The 21026-nt window shown below is 65.8% G+C and carries 21 protein-coding genes; 4 read left to right on the top strand and 17 right to left on the bottom strand.

The window, feature by feature from the left end; all coding sequences use genetic code 11:
• Positions 1–70: 70 nt before the first annotated feature.
• From ACZ1II_RS09195 to hisN, 13 genes are all read right to left on the bottom strand, one after another.
• Positions 71–1375 (bottom strand): ammonium transporter, encoded by a 1305-nt coding sequence (locus ACZ1II_RS09195; RefSeq protein WP_465146148.1) that lies wholly within the window; start codon positions 1373–1375, stop codon positions 71–73.
• A gap of 29 nt (positions 1376–1404) precedes the next feature.
• A complete protein-coding gene (locus ACZ1II_RS09190) occupies positions 1405–1743 on the bottom strand; it encodes a P-II family nitrogen regulator (RefSeq protein WP_021232713.1) in 339 nt (112 codons plus the stop codon).
• Positions 1744–1893: 150 nt separating this feature from the next.
• Complete coding sequence (locus ACZ1II_RS09185; RefSeq protein ID WP_465146147.1) at positions 1894–2598, bottom strand: endonuclease/exonuclease/phosphatase family protein; 705 nt, start codon at positions 2596–2598, stop codon at positions 1894–1896.
• Between the two features lie 217 nt (positions 2599–2815).
• Positions 2816–4351, bottom strand: coding sequence for a peptide chain release factor 3 (locus tag ACZ1II_RS09180; RefSeq protein ID WP_465146146.1), 1536 nt, complete (start codon positions 4349–4351; stop codon positions 2816–2818).
• Positions 4352–4437: 86 nt separating this feature from the next.
• Complete coding sequence (locus ACZ1II_RS09175; RefSeq protein ID WP_465146145.1) at positions 4438–5187, bottom strand: SDR family NAD(P)-dependent oxidoreductase; 750 nt, start codon at positions 5185–5187, stop codon at positions 4438–4440.
• Positions 5188–5299: 112 nt separating this feature from the next.
• Positions 5300–6190, bottom strand: coding sequence for an aldose 1-epimerase family protein (locus tag ACZ1II_RS09170; RefSeq protein WP_465146144.1), 891 nt, complete (start codon positions 6188–6190; stop codon positions 5300–5302).
• A 35-nt stretch (positions 6191–6225) separates the two neighbouring features.
• On the bottom strand, positions 6226–8634 hold the full coding sequence (pheT, locus tag ACZ1II_RS09165) for a phenylalanine--tRNA ligase subunit beta (RefSeq protein ID WP_465146143.1): 2409 nt from the start codon (positions 8632–8634) through the stop codon (positions 6226–6228).
• A gap of 20 nt (positions 8635–8654) precedes the next feature.
• Entirely contained in the window at positions 8655–9752 is a 1098-nt protein-coding gene (gene pheS, locus ACZ1II_RS09160; RefSeq protein ID WP_465146142.1) for a phenylalanine--tRNA ligase subunit alpha, read from the bottom strand.
• Between the two features lie 80 nt (positions 9753–9832).
• Positions 9833–10633 (bottom strand): helix-turn-helix domain-containing protein, encoded by an 801-nt coding sequence (locus ACZ1II_RS09155; protein WP_465146141.1) that lies wholly within the window; start codon positions 10631–10633, stop codon positions 9833–9835.
• 229 nt (positions 10634–10862) lie between these two features.
• A complete protein-coding gene (gene rplT, locus ACZ1II_RS09150; protein ID WP_147216491.1) occupies positions 10863–11222 on the bottom strand; it encodes a 50S ribosomal protein L20 in 360 nt (119 codons plus the stop codon).
• Positions 11223–11235: 13 nt separating this feature from the next.
• Complete coding sequence (gene rpmI / locus ACZ1II_RS09145; protein ID WP_021232722.1) at positions 11236–11439, bottom strand: 50S ribosomal protein L35; 204 nt, start codon at positions 11437–11439, stop codon at positions 11236–11238.
• A gap of 179 nt (positions 11440–11618) precedes the next feature.
• Positions 11619–12053, bottom strand: a complete 435-nt coding sequence (locus tag ACZ1II_RS09140; protein ID WP_465146140.1) for a gamma-glutamylcyclotransferase family protein — start codon at positions 12051–12053, stop codon at positions 11619–11621.
• A 7-nt stretch (positions 12054–12060) separates the two neighbouring features.
• Positions 12061–12843 carry a histidinol-phosphatase gene (gene hisN / locus ACZ1II_RS09135; protein WP_465146139.1) on the bottom strand — a complete coding sequence of 261 codons (783 nt, stop codon included), beginning with the start codon at positions 12841–12843 and terminating at the stop codon, positions 12061–12063.
• 162 nt (positions 12844–13005) lie between these two features.
• Between hisN and ACZ1II_RS09130 the strand changes: the two genes are divergently transcribed.
• Positions 13006–13950, top strand: coding sequence for a helix-turn-helix domain-containing protein (locus tag ACZ1II_RS09130; RefSeq protein WP_465146138.1), 945 nt, complete (start codon positions 13006–13008; stop codon positions 13948–13950).
• A gap of 99 nt (positions 13951–14049) precedes the next feature.
• Here the strand turns inward: ACZ1II_RS09130 and ACZ1II_RS09125 are convergent, their stop codons facing one another.
• Positions 14050–14985 carry a ribose-phosphate pyrophosphokinase gene (locus tag ACZ1II_RS09125; protein WP_147216484.1) on the bottom strand — a complete coding sequence of 312 codons (936 nt, stop codon included), beginning with the start codon at positions 14983–14985 and terminating at the stop codon, positions 14050–14052.
• A gap of 205 nt (positions 14986–15190) precedes the next feature.
• On the bottom strand, positions 15191–16174 hold the full coding sequence (gene glpX / locus ACZ1II_RS09120) for a class II fructose-bisphosphatase (protein WP_465146137.1): 984 nt from the start codon (positions 16172–16174) through the stop codon (positions 15191–15193).
• 225 nt (positions 16175–16399) lie between these two features.
• Here glpX and ACZ1II_RS09115 point away from each other — a divergent pair, with 225 nt between their 5' ends.
• Positions 16400–16738, top strand: a complete 339-nt coding sequence (locus ACZ1II_RS09115) for a hypothetical protein (protein ID WP_465146136.1) — start codon at positions 16400–16402, stop codon at positions 16736–16738.
• Between the two features lie 51 nt (positions 16739–16789).
• On the opposite strand, the gene ACZ1II_RS09110 is transcribed toward ACZ1II_RS09115, so the two are convergent.
• Together ACZ1II_RS09110 and ACZ1II_RS09105 are read right to left on the bottom strand one after the other, a co-directional pair.
• Positions 16790–18097 carry a homoserine dehydrogenase gene (locus ACZ1II_RS09110; protein ID WP_465146135.1) on the bottom strand — a complete coding sequence of 436 codons (1308 nt, stop codon included), beginning with the start codon at positions 18095–18097 and terminating at the stop codon, positions 16790–16792.
• An 80-nt stretch (positions 18098–18177) separates the two neighbouring features.
• The gene (locus tag ACZ1II_RS09105; protein WP_465146134.1) at positions 18178–19071 is read right to left on the bottom strand and encodes a hypothetical protein; all 894 of its coding nucleotides are present in this window, start codon (positions 19069–19071) and stop codon (positions 18178–18180) included.
• A 361-nt stretch (positions 19072–19432) separates the two neighbouring features.
• Between ACZ1II_RS09105 and ACZ1II_RS09100 the strand changes: the two genes are divergently transcribed.
• Positions 19433–20107, top strand: a complete 675-nt coding sequence (locus tag ACZ1II_RS09100; RefSeq protein ID WP_054442167.1) for a TonB family protein — start codon at positions 19433–19435, stop codon at positions 20105–20107.
• A 72-nt stretch (positions 20108–20179) separates the two neighbouring features.
• Positions 20180–20953 carry a MotA/TolQ/ExbB proton channel family protein gene (locus tag ACZ1II_RS09095; RefSeq protein ID WP_465146133.1) on the top strand — a complete coding sequence of 258 codons (774 nt, stop codon included), beginning with the start codon at positions 20180–20182 and terminating at the stop codon, positions 20951–20953.
• Positions 20954–21026 lie beyond the last annotated feature (73 nt).

The following is a 21026-nucleotide window of genomic DNA, read 5'->3' as shown; positions in this document are numbered from 1 at the left end:
CACCGGGAGGCGACGACGGATCGTAGGAGAGGAAGAAGTATCCGCCGCCGCCAAACTCCAAACTTGAAACTCAGTTGTAGGCGCGCTCGCCGTGCTCGCCGATGTCGAGACCTTCCAGTTCGACTTCCGGAGCGACGCGCAGGCCGGTGACTGCCTTGGCGATGAAGATCGCGATGACGGTGCCGATCGTGGAGATCACGATGGTGGCCAGCACGGCCTCGATCTGGATCACGAGCTGCGAACCCATCACGAAGTCGGGCTTGCCCGGTCCGCCGAGCGCCGGCGAATAGACGATGCCGGTGCCGATCGCGCCGACGATACCGCCGATGCCGTGGACGCCGAAGGCGTCGAGCGCATCGTCATAGCCGAGCGCGGGCTTGAGCTTGCTGACCGCGAAGAAGCAGATCACCGAAGCCACGCCGCCGAGGACGATCGCGCCGAACGGACCCGAATTGCCCGCAGCCGGGGTGATCGCGACGAGACCGGCAACGACGCCCGAGCAGAAGCCCAGAGCCGAACCCTTGTGACCGGCCAGACGCTCGGCGAGCATCCAGAACAGGCCTGCCGAAGCGGTGGCGACGAAAGTGTTGATCATGGCAAGGCTGGCAGCGCCGTTGGCCGAGAGAGCCGAACCGGCGTTGAAGCCGAACCAACCCACCCACAGCAGGCCGGTGCCGACAAAAGTCAGCGTCAGCGAGTGCGGCGGCATGGGCTCGTTGGGGAAGCCCTTGCGCTTGCCGAGGATGATCGCGGCGACCAGCGCCGAGACGCCGGCATTGATGTGGACGACGGTACCGCCCGCATAATCGAGCGCGCCGAGACCGAAGAAGTAGCCAGTCGGTGCCCAGACCATGTGCGCGATCGGGAAATAGACGATGGTCAGCCAGATCACGGCGAAGACCATGACCGCCGAGAACTTGATACGCTCGACCGTGGAACCCAGCACCAGCGCGACGGTGATCGCCGCGAAAGTCATCTGGAAGCAGACGAAGACGTATTCGGGGATCGTTCCCGACACGGAATCGGGGGTGATGCCCTTGAGGAAGGCCTTGCCGAAGCCTGCGACGAAGGCATTGCCGCCGTCACCGAAGGCCATGGTGTAGCCGTACATGACCCAGATCAGCATTGCGAGGCTGGCTGCCGCGCCGATCTGCGTCATCGTCGAAAGCATGTTCTTCGAGCGGGTCAGGCCGCCGTAGAACAGGGCGAGGCCGGGCAGGATCATCAGGAAGACGAGCAGCGTCGACGTCAGCATCCAGGCGGTGTCGCCCTTGTCGATCGTCGGCGTGGCGGCGGCGTCCTGCGCCCAGGCAGGCATGGCGGCGAACAGCGACGCACCCAGTGCGCCCGCGCCGCAAAGAATCTTGCGGTTCATCGTGGTTTCCCTCCAGTCGAAAGCGCGGGTCAAAGCGCGGTGTCCCCGGACTCGCCGGTGCGGATGCGCACGGCCGAAGCCAGGTCGAGGACGAAGATCTTGCCGTCGCCGATCGCCTCGGTGCTGGCGACCTGCTGGATCGTTTCCACGATCTTCGGCGCCAGATCGTCGGGCGCGGCCACTTCGATCTTCACTTTCGGGAGCATGTTGGTCGAATATTCGGCCCCACGGTAGATTTCGGTCTGACCCTTCTGGCGCCCGAAGCCCTTCACCTCGGTCACGGTCATGCCGGCGACCCCGATTGCCCCCAACGCTTCCCGAACTTCGTCGAGCTTGAAGGGTTTGATGATGGCTATGATGAACTTCATGCCGATCCCCTGTTTTTGACCGGCCCCGCGCCGGTTAACAATGGATAAGCAAAGGCCGTGCCAATTTACCAATTGGTAGTTTCTGGGCGAAAATTTGCTCCACTCAACGCAAGTGCAGCATGAAGCGTCGCTCGATTCCTGAGCAGCTGCCTATTTTTTAGGCAACTCTAGTGATGCAAAGACCGGCAAATGGTCAGATCCTATCGCCGACAGGGGGCTATGATGAACGTTTGTTCCCAGAACCGACCACTGCTGCGACACGATGATGCGATCGAGCCGGGCAAGCGGTCGCCGCGAAGGAAAGCTGCGGCCCGGTGCAAGCACCTGCCAGGGTTCGTGAAACTCCCGAAAGCAGCCGCCTCCGGCCGACCATTCGTTGAGATCGCCCATCATCACAGTGGGCACCGAAGCCTCGCAGGCATCGACATGGGCAAGCACGCTTCGCACCTGCAACCGGCGGCGCAAGCCCGAGAGATCGAGGTGCATGCCGACGACGCGAAAGCGATGTCCATTAAGCGAGAGGTCGGCCCGGATCGCCCCGCGCGGCTCCAGCACCGGCAAGGGAACGGCATCCGCTTCGAGGAGGTCGATGCCCTTGCGCACGAGGATGGCATTGCCGTGCCAGCCGAGACTGTCGGGCTTCATCGACAGCGGCACCGGCACGTAATCGGTGGTCGTGTGGATGGCATCGAGCGGCAGCGCGCTCATCCGGCGACCGAAGCGGCGGTCCACTTCCTGCAAGGCGACGACGTCGGCATCGATCTCGCGCAGCACGGTGAGGATGCGCTCGGGATCGCGGCGCCGGTCGAGGCCGACGGCCTTGTGGATGTTGTAGCTGGCGAACTTGATCTGCAAGTCGGGACTCCGGAGGGATGCTGGCTTTAGCAATCCATCGGCGTCCTGTCAGGTTCCGGGCTGTGCGTGATTCTGCGGGGGCTTCGACAGGCTCAGCCTGAGCGGGGTTGGGAGGTATGTGGCTCCCATCCGCTCAGCCCGCGTGAGATTGAGAGGTATTCGCTACCCCCGCTCACCCTGAGCCTGTCGAAGTGTCATCCCGAGCTTGCCGTAAGGATCAGCGTTCCTTCGTCGCGCTGAAGGTCAGGTCCGGGTTGCGTTCCTGCTGGTAGCTCACGTCCCAGGCCGAGCGGGCCATGAACACCGGGTCGCCGTCGCGGTCGCGGGCGAGGTTCATCTTGTTGAACTCGCCGAAGTCGCGCAGCGCCTTGTCGTCGCCCTTGAGCCAGCGGGCGGTGTCGAAGGGTGCCGGCTCCAGCACCGCTTCCACCTTGTATTCGGCTTCGAGACGGCTGATCAGCACGTCGAGCTGGAGCTGGCCGACCACGCCGACCACCCACTGCGAGCCGATCTCCGGGTAGAACACCTGGATCACGCCCTCTTCGGAAAGGTCGTCGAGCGCCTTGCGCAGCTGCTTGGTCTTGGTCGGGTCCTTGAGCGCCACGCGGCGCAGGATTTCCGGCGCGAAGTTCGGCAGGCCGGTGAAGCGGACCTGATTCTTCTCGGACAGAGTGTCGCCCACGCGCAAGGTGCCGTGGTTGGGAATGCCGATGATATCGCCCGGCTCGGCATTGTCCGCGATCTCGCGGTCCTGCGCGAAGAACAGGATCGGCGAGTGGACCGCGATCGGCTTGCCGAGGCCCGAGGGCGTCAGCTTCATGCCGCGCTTGAAGGTGCCCGAGACCAGACGCATGAAGGCGATGCGGTCGCGGTGCATCGGGTCCATGTTGGCCTGGACCTTGAAGATGAAGCCGGTGACTTCCTTGTTCTCCGGCTCGATCGTGCCCTCGTTGGAAGGCTGCGGGCGCGGCGGCGGGGCGAACTTCTCGATCGCGTCGATCAGTTCGGTGACGCCGAAGTTCTTGAGCGCCGAGCCGAAGTAGACCGGGGTGAGGTCGCCGCCGCGATAGGCCTCGACGTCGAATTCGGGATAACCGGCCTGGGCCAGTTCGAGTTCTTCCGCCACGGCATCGGGCAGGGTCGCGCCTTCGTCGACTTTGCCGAGGAATTCCTTGCTCGCGCCCTCGGGGCGGCTGATCTTGCCGCTCTCGATGTCGAGAATGCCCTCGAACAGGCCGCCCATGCCAACCGGCCAGGACATCGGGCAGACGTCGAGCGCCAGCATGTCGGCCACTTCGTCCATCAGGTCAAAGCAGGCGCGGCCTTCGCGGTCCACCTTGTTGATGAAGGTAATGATCGGCACCGAGCGCAGGCGGCAGACCTCGAAGAGCTTGCGGGTCTGCGGCTCGATGCCCTTGGCCGCGTCGATCACCATGATCGCCGAATCGACGGCGGTAAGCGTGCGGTAGGTGTCTTCCGAGAAGTCCTCGTGTCCCGGCGTATCGAGCAGGTTGAAGGTGATCCCGTCACGCTCGAAGGTCATGACCGAGCTGGTCACGGAAATGCCGCGCTGCTGCTCGATCTTCATCCAGTCCGACCGCGCGCGGCGCGCGGCGCCGCGTGCCTTGACCTGCCCTGCCAGGTGAATCGCGCCGCCTTGCAGCAGCAGCTTCTCGGTCAGGGTGGTCTTGCCGGCGTCAGGGTGCGAGATGATCGCGAAAGTGCGCCGGGACTGGTGGGGGACGTTGCTCATCGGCGCGCTATTAGTGGGCGCGGGGCCAGATGGAAAGGGGGGAGCGCGGCGCGCCCTCTCCCCCTTACGCGCCAGGCAGTCCCGCCTCAGCCTTCGCGCGCGACCTGGAAGCCGGCGAAGGACTGGCTCACCGGCATCAGTTCCAGCGTGTTGATGTTGAGGTGCGGCGGCAGGGTCGCGACCCAGAGCACGGTCCCGGCGAGGTCCTCGGCGGTCATCGGATTGGCGCCGCCGTAGAGATTGTCCGAGGCCTGCTGGTTGCCGCCGGTGCGCACGAGGGTGAATTCGGTCTCGACCATGCCCGGCTCGATCGAGGTCACGCGCACGCCCGTTCCCGCCAGGTCGGAGCGCAGGCCGAGCGAGAACTGGTGCACGAAGGCCTTGGTGCCGCCGTAGACGTTGCCGCCGGTATAAGGGTAGGTTGCCGCCACCGAAGACAGGTTGACGATCGCCCCCTTGCGCTCGATCAGCGCGGGCAGCAGCTTGTGGGTGAGCGAGACCAGCGCGGTGACGTTGGTGTCGATCATCGTCTTCCAGCTGTCGAGCGAGGCGTTCTGGGCCGGTTCGGTGCCGAGCGCGAGGCCCGCGTTGTTGACGAGGCAGTCGATGGCGGCGAACTCGGCCGGGAGCGCCGCAAGGGCCGCGTCACGCGCGGATTCGTCACGCACGTCGAAGACGGCGGCGTGGAACTTGTCGGCGCCGAGTTCGGCCTTCAGGGCTTCGAGACGCTCGGCGCGGCGGCCGGTGCCGATCACGCGCCAGCCCGCCGCCACGAACGCGCGGGCACAGGCTTCTCCGATACCGGCAGTGGCGCCGGTCACGAGTGCGGTCTTCATGGGGAAAGTCTCCTAAAAGCGTTTTCTAATCAGGTGGAACACCTGATGACTCGGAAAACGCGACAGACGAAAAATCTAAAGCAGTCGATCCGATTGCAATCGGACGACTGCTTTAGTCGGCGGTGAGGACGCTGACGTCCATGCGGAAGCTCCGGCTGGTGCCGGGTTCGAGCGAAAGCACGCCGGGCTTGGCGCGGAAGGCGCCGGTATAGCCGAGCGGATCGGCCATGCCCTGCCAGGGTTCGATGCAGAGATAGTTCGCGCCGGGCTTCTGCCAGATACCTAGCATCGGCGTGTCCGGGAAGGCGACGACGAGCTGCGCGCCGCCGGGCGCTCCGAAGGTAAGCGAGCGGCTGGCGAGCCGGTCCCAGATCAGCGCGTCGGTCTCGAACTGCGCGGCCTCGGGGCGGAGCAGATGGCCCTCGACCGGGGTGGCGACGGGTTCGAGCTGGACGAGGCCCGTTGCCATGTCGATGCGGCGGATCGGCTGAGGTTCGCTCTGCTCGAAGGCGATCGTGTGGTCGGCCTTGGCGGCGCCGCCAGGCAGCGGCCAGGCGAAGGCCGGGTGGTAGCCGAAACTGAAGGGCATGGCCCCGTCTCCGGCATTGGTCACTGTCGCCGTGGTGTGCAGGCTCATGCCTTCGAGGCGGAACTCCAGCTCCAGCACGAAGGCGAAAGGATAGACCTTGCGGGTTTCCGCGCTGTCGCGGAGGCGGAACATGGCGCGATCGGGCACGGCTTCGACCAGTTCGAACAGCGAATGGCGGGCGAAGCCGTGCTTGGGCAATTCGTATTCATGGCCATCGAGCCGATAGCGACCGCCGCTCAGCGCCCCGACGATCGGAAACAGGATCGGAGCATGGCCGGTCCAGAACGCGGGATCGGCATCGGTCATATATTCGCGGCCCGCCCGGTCGGTGAGCGACCAGAGTTCGGCCCCGAAAGGCGCGAGCCGGGCGGTCAGATCGCCGGAGGAGATGGTCACGAATTCCCTATCAGTCACCGGCGATCTTCCCTTTGTTTCTTCAAGCAGTCGGCTCAGGTCCGCAGCACGGCCCCGAGCTTGGCGGCGGCAGCGGTCACCTTGGCGCTGATCGCCTTGAGGTCTTCCTCCTTGTAGCTCTTTTCGAGCGGCTGGAGCGTGACTTCGAGCGCCAGCGACTTCTGGCCCTCGGGCACGCCCTGACCACGGAAGTCGTCGAACAGACGTGCCGAGACGATGTTCGCCTTGTCCGCGCCCGCGACCATGCGGACGAGATCGCCTGCGGCCTGCTCGACCGGCACGAGGAACGCGAAGTCGCGCGTCACCGCCTGAAGCGGCGGGGGCGCGTAGCGGGTGCGGGCGAAAGTGGCGGCGCCCTTCTTGCCGGGGATGGCGTCGAGATAGATCTCGGCAATCGCCACCGGACCTTCGATGTCGAACTGCTTCGCGACAGTCGGGTGCAGCATGCCGAAGCGCGCCAGCACGTTCTTGGGGCCGAGGCGCAGCGTGGCCGACTGGCCGGGGTGGAACTGGTCGCCAGCTTCACCCATGACTTGCAGCTTCTCCACCGGAGCACCGGCTTCGGCGAGAAGTGCCGTGACTTCGGCCTTGGCGTCGTAAGCGTCGAACACGGTCGCCTTGCCGGTTGCCCAGCCGCGCGAGACTTTCTCGCCCGCCAGCACGAAACCGAGCGCCAGACGCTCGTCGCTCGCACCGCCCTCGCCGCGCAGATAACGACGGCCCAGTTCGAACAGACGCAGCGACGAAGCACCGCGATCGAGATTGCGCTTGGCCGCCATCAGCAGGCCCGGCAGCAGCGAAGGCCGCATGACCTTCATGTCCTCGCTGATCGGGTTGGCGAGCGACCAGAGTGCGTTACCGTCCGCGAAGGCATCGGCCTCGGCCGAAGGCAGGAACGACCAGGTAACGGCTTCATGCAGCCCGCGCGCGGCGGCGGCGCGGCGCACGCGGCGTTCCAGCGCCTGCGTCGGCGTGGCGGTCGGGCGGGCGACGCCATCTGCGCGCGGCAGGGCAACGCTGGTGACCTTGTCGAGACCGTGGATGCGGACGACTTCCTCGACGATGTCGGGAGCGCCGTCCACGTCCGGGCGCCAGCCGGGAACGGTGACGGCCCAGGACTTGTCGAAGTTCGCCTGCTCGGCGACCACCGAGAAACCGAGGCTTTCGAGGATGCGCTGCTGCTCGGTTTCCTCGATGCGAACGCCGCCGAGCTTCTCGGTCAGCGCCGGATCGAAGTGGACGATCTTCGGCGTCGCCGGAGCCGCACCGCTGCGCACCGCCTGCGAAGCCTCGCCGCCGCAGAGCGTCTGGATCAGCTGGGTCAGGTGATCGAGGCCGCTATCGAGGAAATTCGGATCGATCCCGCGCTCGAAGCGGCTGCGCGCGTCCGAGGTGAGGTTGAGCTTGCGGCCGGTCTTGGCGATGCGCTCGGGATCGAAATAGGCGATTTCGAGCAGGACGTCGGTGGTTTCTTCACCGCACCCCGAATGCTCGCCGCCCATGATGCCGGCAATGTCGTGAACGCCCGAATCGTCGGCGATCACGGTCATCTCGGCATCGAGCGTGTAGGTCTTTTCGTTCAAAGCGACGACCGTCTCGCCATCGTGCGCGCGGCGCGCGACGACAGCGCCGTTCAGCTTGGCAAGGTCATAGGCGTGGGCCGGGCGACCATAGGCCAGCATCAGGTAGTTGGTGGCATCGACCAGCGCCGAGATCGGACGCTGACCAGCCGCCTTCAGGCGTTCCTGAAGCCATTGCGGCGAAGGGCCGTTCTTCACGCCCTTGATGACGCGCCCATAGAACGCCGGGCAACCCTCGGCATCGTCGGTGCGCACTTCGACAGGGCAGGGGAAGCTGCCGGCGATGTCCAGCGCCTCGATCGGCTTCAGCGTGCCGAGACCGGCGGCGGCCAGATCGCGCGCTATGCCGTAGACGCCCATGCAGTCCGGACGGTTCGGCGTGATAGCCACTTCGATCACCGGATCGGCGCCGTGGTAGTCCGCGAAAGGCGTGCCGACCGGCGCATCCTCGGGCAGTTCGATGATGCCGTCGTGATCTTCGCCCAGTTCCAGCTCGCGCGTGGAGCACATCATGCCATTCGATTCGACGCCGCGCACGGCGGCAACCTTCAGCACCATGCCGTTGGCCGGCACGGTCGCACCGGCAAGGCCCAGCACGCCGACAAGACCCGCGCGCGCATTGGGTGCGCCGCAGACGACCTGCAGCACGCTCTCACCCGTATCGACGGTGAGGACCTGCAGCTTGTCCGCCTGCGGATGCTTGTCGGCGGTCAGCACCTTGGCCACACGGAAACCGGCCAGCTTGGCGGCGGGGTCTTCGATGCCTTCGACCTCAAGGCCGATGGCGTTGAGCTTCAGGGCGATATCCTCAAGCGAGGCGTCAGTCTCAAGGTACTGCTTGAGCCAGGAAAGCGAGAACTTCATTTTCTAAATCCTTCCCGCGCTCAGGCCGGAGTGCCAACGCCGCCCGAAAGGGTCGGCACGTCGAGGGCGGAGAAACCGTAGTGGGAGAGCCAGCGGACATCGCCGTCGAAGAAGGCGCGCAGGTCGTCCATGCCGTACTTCAGCATGGCCAGGCGATCGATGCCGATGCCGAAGGCGAAACCCTGCCATTCGTTAGGGTCGAGCCCGGCGAATTCGATGACGCGGCGGTTGACCATGCCCGAGCCGAGCACTTCCATCCAGCCGCCCTCGCCCTTCGACGGGTCGCCGCCGATCACGCGCTTGCCGTCGATCAGGGTGAAGCCGATGTCCGCTTCCACCGAAGGCTCGGTGAAAGGGAAGTAGCTGGGGCGCAGGCGCAGGACGATGTCCTCACGCTCGAAGAACGCCTTCAGGAAGGTCTCCAGCGTCCACTTGAGGTGGCCGAGGTGCACGTCCTTGTCGATCACCAGACCTTCGACCTGGTGGAACATCGGCGTGTGGGTGGCGTCGCTGTCCGAACGGTAGACGCGGCCCGGCGCGATGATGCGCAGCGGCGCGCCGTCCTTGAGCATCGTGCGCATCTGCACCGGCGAGGTGTGCGTGCGCAGCAGCATCTCTCGGTTCTGGGCGTCGCGGTCCGGGAAATAGAAGGTGTCGTGCATCGCCCGCGCCGGGTGGCTTTCCGGCATGTTGAGCGCGGTGAAGTTGTGCCAGTCGTCCTCGATCTCCGGCCCGGTGGCGACCGAGAAGCCGAGGTCGGCGAATATCTCGGCGATCTCGTCCATCACTTGCGAGATCGGGTGAACGGTGCCGCGCGGCGCTCCGGGCGCGGGCAGCGAGAGGTCGATGGTCTCCGAGGCGAGGCGGGCGTTCAGCGCCGCCGTCTCCAGCACGTCCTTGCGGGCGGCGAGCACATCGCTCACGCTTTCGCGCAAGGCGTGAATCTTCGGGCCTTCGACCTTGCGTTCTTCGGGGTCGAGCTTGCCCAGCGTCTTGAGCAGGCCGGAGATCGATCCCTGCTTGCCCAGAAACTCGACACGCAGGGCCTCCAGCGTTTCGAGATCGGATGCTTCCGCAATCCGCGAGAGCGCCTCCTGGCCGGTTGCTGCGTAGTCCACTGGTGTCTGCCTGACTGTTGCTGATATCTGGAAGCGCGGTCCTTACGGGGACGGCGGCCAAATCGCAACGGTGACGAGCATCACCCCCTGAGCCGGGCGTGACGCGCGCGCTCGCGCATGAGCGGGCCGGTCAGGGGCTTGTCGAGCTGGGCATACTGGCGCGGGGTCATGCCCATGAAGGCGCGGAAATCGCGCACGAACTGGGCCTGATCGTGATAGGCCGCGTCGATCGCGCCGATCCACTTGCGCGCCGGTTCCAGCGTGAACTGGTCGATGCTGCGCAGGAAGCGCTGGCGGCGCAGCAGCAGCTTGGGCGAAAATCCGAAGGCGGCGCGGCAGACCCGCTCGACCGTGCGCGAATGGGCCCCGGCATGGCTTGCCAGATCGGTGGCGGAGCGCACTTCGGGATCGGCCAGGGCATCGCAGATTCCCAGGATCAGCGCCTCGTGCGCGACCGGGCGGCGCGGCAGCGCTTCGAGGAAGGCGGTGAACAGGTCGAGCTGTTCGCCGGGAGATTCTCCCTGCTCGATCACATCGTAGAGCGGCCGAAATGCGGCGAAAGCCTCGTCTTCGTCGCCGTCCGCCAGCACGTCGGCATAGCGGTCCGCCGGAACGCCGACCAGCGCCGCCCAGCCGAGCGGGGTCAGGCGAAAGCCCCATTGGCGCGTGCTGCCGAGCGAAAAACGGACTTCCTGCGAACGCGGACCGGCCACCGTAAACCGGCATTCGCCGATGGAAGAGCCGTTGCGCATCTCGCCTTCGACGCCCGCGCCGTAATGAAACCGGAACGTCGCCCAGTCGGGAGATAGCACGTCGTGAAGACGCTCCCCCTCGCCCATATGGATTTCGCAGTAGAACAGGACCGAGACGTAGCGATCCAACCCCGCAGGTACGGGGCAATACTGTATGACGACCCGCCTAGCTGTCATTCCCTGTCTGATCTTCGCACCGGGGCATCCCCCCGCGTCTTTGGTATAGAGACTGGGTATGGAGCGCAAATATTTCGGAAGGCTCAAAAGAAAACGGGGCGCGGGTGACTGGCACCCACGCCCCGAATTTTTCTCGCATGATCCGCGAAGCCCGGTGCCGAGGCACCGGAACTTACGCAATTCAGGCGGGGATAGCAGCCTTCGCCTGAGCGATCACAGCCGCGAACACCGCACCCTCGTTCATGGCGAGGTCGGCCATCGACTTGCGATCGAGTTCGATGCCGGCGAGCTTAACGCCGTGCATGAACTGCGAGTAGGTCAGGCCTTCGGCGCGGACGGCAGCGTTGATACGCTGGATCCAGAGCGCGCGGAAGGTCCGCTTCTTGATCTTGCGGTCGCGGTAGGCGTACTGGCCGGCCTTTTCGACGGCCTGACGGGCAACGCGGATCGTGTTCTTGCGACGGCCGCGGTAACCCTTGGCCTGGTCCAGAATACGCTTGTGCTTGGCGCGGGTGGTTACGCCCCTCTTGATACGGCTCATAGGTCAGTACTCCTCAGTTGAGCCCGTAGGGCGCCCACTTCTTGATCGTCTTGGCATCGGCGTCGGAAATGACTTCGGTGCCGCGATTCTGGCGGATGTACTTGCCGTTGTGGCTCATCAGGCGGTGGCGCTTACCGGCGACGCCGTGCTTCACCTTGCCGGTGGCGGTGAGCTTGAAGCGCTTCTTCACACCGCTCTTGGTCTTCAGCTTGGGCATTTCGTTTCCTTTCACAGGGACACGTCCGGTCAGCCATGGCAGCCCTTTTCGCCAGGCCGACCCGCGAATCTCCTGACGGAGACTCAACCGTGTCGATTGAAGGGCGCGCCTTTAGTGAGAGAATCCGCCGAACGCAAGGGAAAGACTCGCCGCACCGCCCCTCTCTCCCCCTATTCCCTTCACGTCCCGTTGCGCGGAGTCGTGAAGGCCTGCCGCCCGCTCCGTTCCAGCCAGGCGAGATAGTCGCCGGAGAGGATCGGCGGCGCCCCCTTGGGCAGGGCGATGCGCCAGAGATAGATGGCCGCCCGGTGGCGCCGACCGCCCGCCGTGCGCACCGGCATTGCGACGCGGCGATATTCGCGTCCCTCGTAGCGGTCGAGCCGGGCCAGATCGCCGGGGCGCAGCGCCAGTTCGCAGAGCGTGCCGCTAACCCGCGCGCCGGTCCCGGCCGGGACAAGTGCGGGAAACCACCCGTTGCCGCCGCGCACCGCGCGGATCGAGCCGGGAACGCTGGCGGGCTCGGCCGAGATCATCCGCTCGGCCACCCAGCGCCCAATGCGGGTGCCCGCATGAGGCTGGAGCGTGCCGTAGACGAAGAGCCTCAACTTGCGCACGGTGCCCTCAGTGGTGGCAGTCCAGCGCTTCCACCACGTCTTCCAGCCGCGCCGGATCGCCGAGCGCGAGGATATGGCCGTCCGACTGGGCATGGAGCGGATCGCCGTTCCAGTCGCACATCGTGCCCCCCGCGCCCTCGACGATGGGGACGAGTGCCGCCCAATCGTGCAGCTTGAGTCCCGCCTCGCAGACCACGTCGAGATGGCCGCTGGCAAGCAGACCGTAGTTGTAGCAGTCGCCGCCCATGACCATGCGCTTGTGGTCGGTCTTGGCGGCCAGCGCCATGAAATGCTCGCCCTGGTGGTCGTCGAAGTAGTGGGGGCCGGTCGTCGCCAGCATGGCGTCCGACAGTTCGCGGCAGGCGCGCGTGCGCACTTCCTTGCCGTTGAAGGTCGTGGCGAAGCCGCTCGCGCCCACCCAGCGTTCGCCCAGGATCGGCTGGTCGATGATTCCCAGCACCGGCCAGCCGTCCACCAGCAGGGCGATCAGGGTGCCGAAGATCGGGCGTCCGGCAATGAACGAGACGGTGCCGTCGATCGGATCGAGCACCCAGGTGCGGTTCGAACTGCCTTCCTCGCTGCCGAATTCCTCGCCGATGATGCCGTCGCGCGGGACCTCGGCCTTGAGGATGCGGCGGATGGCTTCCTCGGCGGCGCGGTCGGCCACCGTCACCGGCGAGGCATCGCCCTTGCGCTCCACGCCGATGCCGGTGCGGAAGTGCGGGCGGATCGCCTCTCCCGCAGCGTCGGCGAGGCGAAGGGCGAGGGCGATGTCGGTGTCCAGTCTCATGCCCCCTGCTCTGCCCGGCGGGGCGCCGCATGGTCAAGGCCGATGCCGCCGAAATCGGCCTTCGAAAAGTCGCGGGCGGAACCCATATGGATTTTTCCCATGTTGCAGCCGGAGACGGCGAGACTTATCCCGATGGCGGGGCATCTTCAGGGGCAATGGGTCATGCACCATCGGATTCGCCCGGCGATCGACAGGATGATCGCCCCGGCACAGGGAATCAGCAGGGACGGCCAGCCCCTGAGCTACAACCGCGCGCCCGCCGCCGACCTGGCGCCGTGGATATCGCGGCTCTACGTCACCAAAGTTCTGGCCCCGATCGATTATGCGCTGGAATGCGGCTTGTTCAACGATACCGCCTGCCTGCGAATCCAGCTTGCCGGACTGTGGAACGCCGAGACCGCGGCGGGGGCGCAGGAGGCGGGCAATGCGGCGCTGTTCTTCGGCCCGCAATCGCGCCGCATGCCGGTCTGTGTCACCGGCAGCTTCATCAGCCTGGGCTTCGCGCTCCGCCCCGGCGCCTGCACCGCGTTGAAGGGACCGCGCGTGGGCGACTATATCGACCGGATCGTCAGCACCGATGTCATCGGCTTGCCTTCGGACCGGCTGCTGGCCCTATTCGCAGCCGATGCCGCACCGGAAGACTGGCTCCTCGCGCTGGAAGCGATGGTCCGCGCGCGGGTGGCGGACCTCGACTGCGCCGCCCCCGATCCCGTGACCGCCCGGTTCGAGGATATCTGCTACCGCGCCCCCACCCTCTCGGTAGCCGAGGCGGCAGCGGAATGCGGGGTGGAGCGGCGCAAGCTGGAGCGCGTGGTCGGCCGCGATTTCGGCATGGCGCCCAAGCAGGTCCTGCGCCGCGCCCGCGCGCTCGACATGGCCAGCTACCTGCGCGGCGTCGCCGATGCGGAGGAGGCGGACGTGCTGGCGCTGCGCTATTACGACGAAAGCCACCTGATCCACGAGTTCACCGAACTGTTCGGCATGTCACCACGCCAGTTCGTGCTGCGGCCGCAGCCGCTGCTCACCCTGACGCTCGAATCGCGGCAGGCCCGCAGGCTGGAAGCACTGCATCGACTGGAACCGGGTCAACCCCGCCCCTGGGAGTGAGGCCCGAAAAAAGTTCCACATGAAACAAAAGCGCGCCCTCCTGCGAGGACGCGCCTTTGTTGCCTTGATGGCCCCGGACGCGAATCTGGGGGCCGGAGATCAGTCGAACAGGCTCGAAACCGAGCTTTCGTCGGCAATGCGGCGGATCGCCTCGCCGATCAGCGGGGCGATCGTCAGGATGCGGATCTTGTCCGACTGCTGCGCCGCTTCGGTCGCCTGGATCGAATCGGTGATGACCAGTTCCTTGAGCGCCGAATTGGTCACGCGCGAAACCGCTGCGCCCGAAAGCACGCCGTGGGTGATGTAGGCGGTGACGCTGATCGCGCCCTCGTCCATCAGCGCCTGCGCGGCGTTGCAGAGTGTGCCGCCCGAATCGATGATATCGTCGATCAGGATGCAGGCGCGGCCCTTCACGTCGCCGATGATGTTCATGACTTCCGACTGGCCCGGCTTGTCACGGCGCTTGTCGACGATCGCCAGCGGCGCGTTATCGAGGCGCTTGGCCAGCGCGCGAGCGCGCACCACGCCGCCGACGTCGGGCGAGACCACCATCAGCGACTGGTCGCCGTAGCGGGCCTGGATATCGGCTGCCATGACCGGCGCGGCAAAGAGGTTGTCGGTCGGGATGTCGAAGAAGCCCTGGATCTGCCCGGCGTGGAGATCGACGGAGAGAACGCGGTCGGCACCGGCTTCGGTCAGCAGGTTGGCGACGAGCTTGGCCGAGATCGGCGTGCGCGGACCGGGTTTACGGTCCTGGCGGGCGTAGCCGAAGTAGGGGATCACGGCGGTGATGCGCTTGGCCGAGGCGCGGCGCAGCGCGTCGATGCCGATCAGCAGCTCCATCAGGTTGTCGTTCACCGGATAGCTGGTGGGCTGGACCACGAAGACGTCCTCGCCGCGCACGTTCTCGTGGATTTCGACGAAGATTTCCTCGTCGGCGAAACGGCGCACGGCTGCGTCGGTGAGCGGCAGCTCAAGATATCCCGCGATCGCGCGAGCGAGCGGAAGGTTGCTGTTGCCGGACATGATCTTCATTGCGAATCCCCGAGACGGCTTGTGGTGATGGTTTGGCTGAACGCGGTCGCCTCTAGCCATGAGTCATCGGATTGCAACAGAAAGCGTCGCCGGTCACTGGAGCGTCCTTGCGAAAAGGCCGGCCCCGGAGAGTCCGGAACCGGCCATTCGATCCATCAAGCATTTGAATGCAAAAGCGAGTCCCCGAGCGAGACACACTCGACAATCACCGCCCCCGATGCTCGCCCTTGATCCAGCGCACGGTGCCGGAGCTGGCGCGCATGACGACGCTCTCGGTGGTCATCTTGCCGCCCTTGAGCCACTTCACGCCCGAGAGCAGCGAGCCGTCGGTCACGCCGGTGGCGGCGAAGATGCAATCGCCCTTGGCGAGATCGCTCAGGGTGTAGATCTTGTCGAGGTCCTTGATGCCCCACTTGCGGGCGCGGCTGCGCTCGTCCTCGTTGCGGAACAGCAGGCGGCCCTGGATCTGGCCGCCGACACAGCGCAGTGCCGCTGCCGCCAGCACGCCTTCCGGCGCGCCGCCCGAACCCATGTAGATGTCGATCGTGGTGTCCTCGTCGGTCACCGCGATCACCCCCGCCACGTCGCCGTCGGGGATCAGGTGGATGCCGCAGCCGATCTCGCGCAGTTCCTCGATCAGGTCGGCATGGCGCGGACGGTCGAGCACGCAGACGATGATCTCGTCCGGTTTCACGCCCTTCGCAGCGGCGACCGCAGCGACATTCTCGGTCGCGGTCCTGTTGAGGTCGATCACGCCCTCGGGATAGCCCGGCCCCACGGCCAGCTTCTCCATATAGACATCGGGCGCGTTGAGCAGGCAGCCCTCCTCGGCGGCGGCAAGCACGGCGAGCGCGTTCGGACCGGCCTTGGCGGTGATCGTGGTGCCTTCCAGCGGATCGAGCGCGATGTCGATCTTCGGCCCGGTGCCCGGCGCGCCACCGACCTTCTCGCCGATGAACAGCATCGGCGCCTCGTCCCGCTCGCCCTCGCCGATCACGACGGTGCCGTCCATGTAAAGCGTGTCAAAGGCCTTGCGCATTGCCTCGACTGCGGCATGGTCGGCTGCCTTCTCGTCGCCGCGCCCCACTAGGCGCGAGGCGGCGATGGCCGCCGCCTCGGTAACGCGGACCATTTCGAGGACCAGTACCCGGTCGAGAACTTTACTTGCAGGCGTCTTGTTTTCAGGCATGTTCACTCCGGATTAATCCGAGGAGGAAAGGTTCTGGGAGCGACTTAGACAGAGGATTTTCAATTGTCGAGAAGACGGCGGATACTGTTCGCAATCGCATTATTCCTGCCCGCTCCGGCGATTGCCCAAGCCTCTAGAGGGACGTCCTCGGGAGCCTCCGGTTCCGCGGCGGCGACGGCCGCAGGCAGCTCGGTTTCCGAGGAGGACCGGGCCATCGCCCAGCGCATGTTCGGGACCGGCCGGGTCACTGCCGAACCGGCGCGCCAGAAGTGCCTGCGCGAAAGCCGCGCCGCCCGTCCGGGCGATATCGTCGTCTGCGCGCCGGATCAGGACAAGTACCGCGTCCAGTCCACCTCGCAGGAAGACCCGCTGTCGGATCAGGCGCTCAACGACGGCAGGCTGACGCCGCCGGACGTCGCCGGAAACGGCATCTTCAAGGGCAAGGCGACCGCCAGCTTCGGTAAAGTCGAAAAACCCTACCTGATCGATCTGAAATCCATTCCGGAAGCGCCCGCCGGTTCCGACGCCGACAAGATCGCCAAGGGCGAGATGCGGGCGCACTGAGGAAAAACGGGCGCGTCGCCGCGCCCGTCTTCCATCAACCCCGCTGTTCCCTCAGCCTTCGATGATCTGCATCACCAGCGGCTGGGCCGCGAGGCTGTCCGACCCGTCGAGGATGCGGAGCGCTTCGGTCACCGCCGATTCCGGACCTTCGTGGGTGACGATGGCCAGGATTACTTCGCCGGTCTTCGCGTCCTCACCCTTCTGGATCATGCTGGCAATCGACACGCCCGCATCGCGCATGGCGGCGGTGATGTCGGCCAGCACGCCCGGACGGTCCGGCACGGTGAAGCGGATATAGCTGCGGCCGCGGCGGTGCCCGGTCTCCGCCGGTTCCATCGCTTCCAGTTCCTGCTCCGGCATCGAGAAAGCCGCGCCTTTCTCGCCGCGCGCGATGTCGATGATGTCGGCCACGACCGCGCTGGCGGTCGGTCCGTCACCCGCGCCCGCGCCCTGGAACAGCAGGCGGCCCATGAAATTGCCCTCGGCGACGACGGCATTGGTCGCGCCGTCGACATGGGCGAGCGGGTGGTCGAACGGCACGAGATGCGGATGGACCCGCTGGAACAGACGGGCAGTGCCGTCCGCGCGGTCGATCTCGCTCATGCCCAGCAGGCGGATGACATAGCCGAGCGAGCGGGCCTGCTCGATATCGGCAGCCTTGACCCGCGAGATGCCGGTGGTCTCCACCGCGTCGAAGCGCAGACGCGAACCGAAGGCGATCGCCGCCAGGATCGAGAGCTTGTGCCCGGCATCGATACCCTCGACGTCGAAGGTCGGGTCGGCTTCGGCATAGCCCAGGCGCTGCGCCTCGGCGAGCACGTCGCCAAAGTCGCGCCCGGTGTCTTCCATGGTCGAGAGGATGTAATTGCAGGTGCCGTTGAGGATGCCGTAGACCCGCTCGATGGCATTGGCGGCAGCGCCTTCGCTCAGCCCCTTGATGACCGGGATACCGCCCGCGACGGCGGCCTCGAACTTGAGCGCGACGCCTGCCTTCTCGGCGGCCGAAGCGAGTTCCAGGCCATGGTGCGCGATCATCGCCTTGTTGGCGGTGACCAATCCCTTGCCCTGGCCGATGGCGCCGCGCGCCAACGCCAGCGCCGGGCCGTCCGATCCGCCGACCATCTCCACCACCACGTCCACATCGCTGCGGGCAGCGAGGGCGGCGGGATCGTCCTCCCAGTCGTAGCGGGAAAGGTCGACGCCGCGATCCTTGGTGCGGTCGCGCGCGCTGACCGCGGCAATGCGGATCGGGCGGCGCGCCCGGCGGGCAATGAGTTCGGCATTGGTCTCGATAAGACGGACGACGCCCGTTCCGACGGTGCCGAGACCGGCCAGCGCAATATTCAGCGGTTCAACCATGGACTACCCTTTCGGGTTCGGGCCCTAGGGGAGCCCACGGTGAAATTCCAGTACCTTCGCGCCGTTCCTGCCCCGAAACTTCAACCGGCCGTTTTCGCGCCCTGACCGAGCGTGCGGCGGCATTCGCCCAGCTCGCCCAGAACCATGCGGTAATCGGATGCGGCCTGACGGCGCTCGGCAACCCCTTCGGCGACATTACTGCCCTGCGGCGGCGTGTTCGGCAGGAAGCAGGCTAGGCGATACCACTCGACCGTCTCGGGCTGCGGCGGATTGCCGATATCCGCCACGAGTTCGGAGAACGAGACGCCCCAGGCCGGCGCCGCGCCGGGTTCGTGGTGCACCGTGATCGAGGCGGCGGAACCATCCTTCGTATTGAGGAAGATCTGCGTCTCGCCCTGTCCGGCAAGGTTCCCCGGCACGAACATCAGTTCACGCACGCCGGTGATCTTGACCGGGGCATTGCCGGAAAGCAGCGATTTCAGGATGCCCCGCACGCGGCCCTCGGCCTGCTCGCTCCAGAGCTGCTGCGCGGTGGGCGTCACCAGCTGAAGCTCGCCCGGACGGCCGGGAACGGCGCGAGCGAAGAGCAGCACATCCTGCTTCTTGAGCTTGGGCGCCTTGCCCTTGGCATCCAGCGGCAGGTCCACCAGATAGACGAACGATTCGCCGATCGGCGCCTTGCCCGCAATCAGCGCCTGGGTCTGCGCGGTGATGTAGAAGCGGGCCATGCCCTGGGCGAGGCCCGGCGCGCGGGCATCCTCCACCCGCACCATCTTGCGAATCTGGGCCTTCACCACGAGACCTGCCGATTCGGAAAGGTCGGCGATATCGGCAAAGGTCGGCCCCGAATCGATTCCGGCACTGAGTCCGTTAGCGCTACCAGGATTTACCCCTTGAGCGAGCGCCGGAAACGCCTGCACGGCCAGCGCAACTCCCGCCAGATTCGCGACAAGTCTGTGCAGCTTGGATGACATCGGGGACACTCTCCGTGGAAAAAGGCCAGCCTATAGCGGCTTGGGGGCCGGCCACAAAATCCCCCTTTTGCGATTGGAACTTATCCGCGGTGAATTGGCCGTTAACGGTTGACGTACCGATAAGGCGTTGCACACATGCAACTGTCGGGTTAAGGAAACTCGCAAATTGGGGCCAAAAAACAAAAAAGCCCCACGGTTCGCCTCCCGTCAAAAATTTACGGATGGGCTGACTGTCAGCCGTCAGGGTGGGTAATTTGAAGTTTCGTCATGGACCTCGCCTTTCGGGGAGGACCATGGACGCCCTTGGACTAGTTCCGGCTTCGGCACGGTCCGGGGCTTGGTAATGGAGTGATGCGTTTGAATGGCTTACGCTGACCAGCAAATGAGCGGTAACAAGATTACCGCGCTTGTCATTGTTGCGCTGATCCACGTCTTTGTAGGCTATGCGCTCGTCACGGGCCTGGCCTACCAGGCTGCGCAACAGGTCATCAAGAAGGTGACCACAGTCGACATCAAGGAAGAGAAACCGAAGGAGGAAGAGCCGCCGCCGCCGCCGCCGGAGCCGCAGGAAAACACCCCGCCGCCTCCGATCGTCGCGCCGCCGCCGCCGATCAATATCGCCCCGGCACCGCCGCCGGTGCAGACGGTGATCACGCCTCCGCCGGCCCCGCCGGTGGTGATCACGACCGCAGCGCCTCCGGCACCGCCGGCACCGCCGGCAGCGCCTCCCGGACCGTCCAAGGCTCGCGGCGTTTCGCCGAAGGGTCAGGCCGGTTGGGCAGCCCGCATTCAGAACAACTACCCGACCAAGGCTGCTCGTGAAGAGCGTGAAGGCCGCGTCGGTGTACGCGTTGCGATCGGTCCCGACGGCAAGGTCACCAGCTGCTCCGTCACTTCTTCGAGCGGTAGCCCCGATCTCGACGAAGCGGCTTGCGACGGCATGACCCGTTATGCGCGCTACAACCCCGCGCTTGACGATGCCGGCAACCCGATCGCGGGCAGCACGTCGACGGCGATCGTCTACAAGCTCAACTAACTTCAAGACTGCACGGGCCGCACACACCCTGGCCCGACACAGTCCCTGCATTCTTCTTGAGAGGTAAATCGCATGCTTATCGTTGATATCCTTGCCGCCGCGGGCGAAGCTGCGCCGCAGAACAAGTTCGGCTTCATGGAAGCGCTCGAGGCCGGTGGCTTCATCTCGTACGCAACCGTGATCATCATGGGCGTGATGTCGTTCGGTTCGTTCTACATCCTGTTCACCAAGTGGTTCGAACAGTCGAAGATCATGCGCCAGTACAACGCTGTCCGCACGACGTTCTGGAAGGCCCCGACCCTGCGTGAAGGCGCCGCCAAGCTCGAGAAGAACAGCGCCTGGCGCCAGCTCGTCGACGACGGCATCGCCGCCGAAGACCAGCACGCCAAGATGACCGACTCGCTCGAAGCCCACGACTGGATGCACGCTTCGCTTGCCCGCTCGGAAGCCTCGATCAACGCTCGCCTCGCTTCGGGCCTGCCGTTCCTCGCCACCGTCGGCGCGACCGCACCGTTCATCGGTCTGTTCGGTACCGTGGTCGGCATCTACCGCGCCCTGATCGCCATCGGCATCGCCGGTTCGGCCTCGATCGACAAGGTTGCTGGCCCCGTCGGTGAATCGCTGATCATGACCGCACTCGGCCTGATCGTCGCCGTTCCCGCCGTTCTGGCCTACAACTACCTGCAGAGCCGCAACAAGCGCATCGCCGAAAACCTGACCGGCTTCTCGGCTGACGTTCTCGCGAACATCAACTCGAAGGGCGCCGTGAAGCCCATCGTCGCCGCTGCCCCCGCCAAGCCCGCTGCCGCTCCCGCCAAGCCGGCTGCTGCTCCGGCCAAGCCGTAAGCAGTTAGGGCGCGCCGGTCGCTCTGCGGCCAGGGCGCGTCCAGGGAACCAGGCGGCGGTGCGTAGCATGCGC

The sequence above is a fragment of the Novosphingobium sp. BL-S-20 genome (assembly GCF_055521635.1).
The sequence above is the reverse complement of the archived record's forward strand: the minus strand, read 5'-3'. Positions and strand labels throughout refer to the sequence as shown.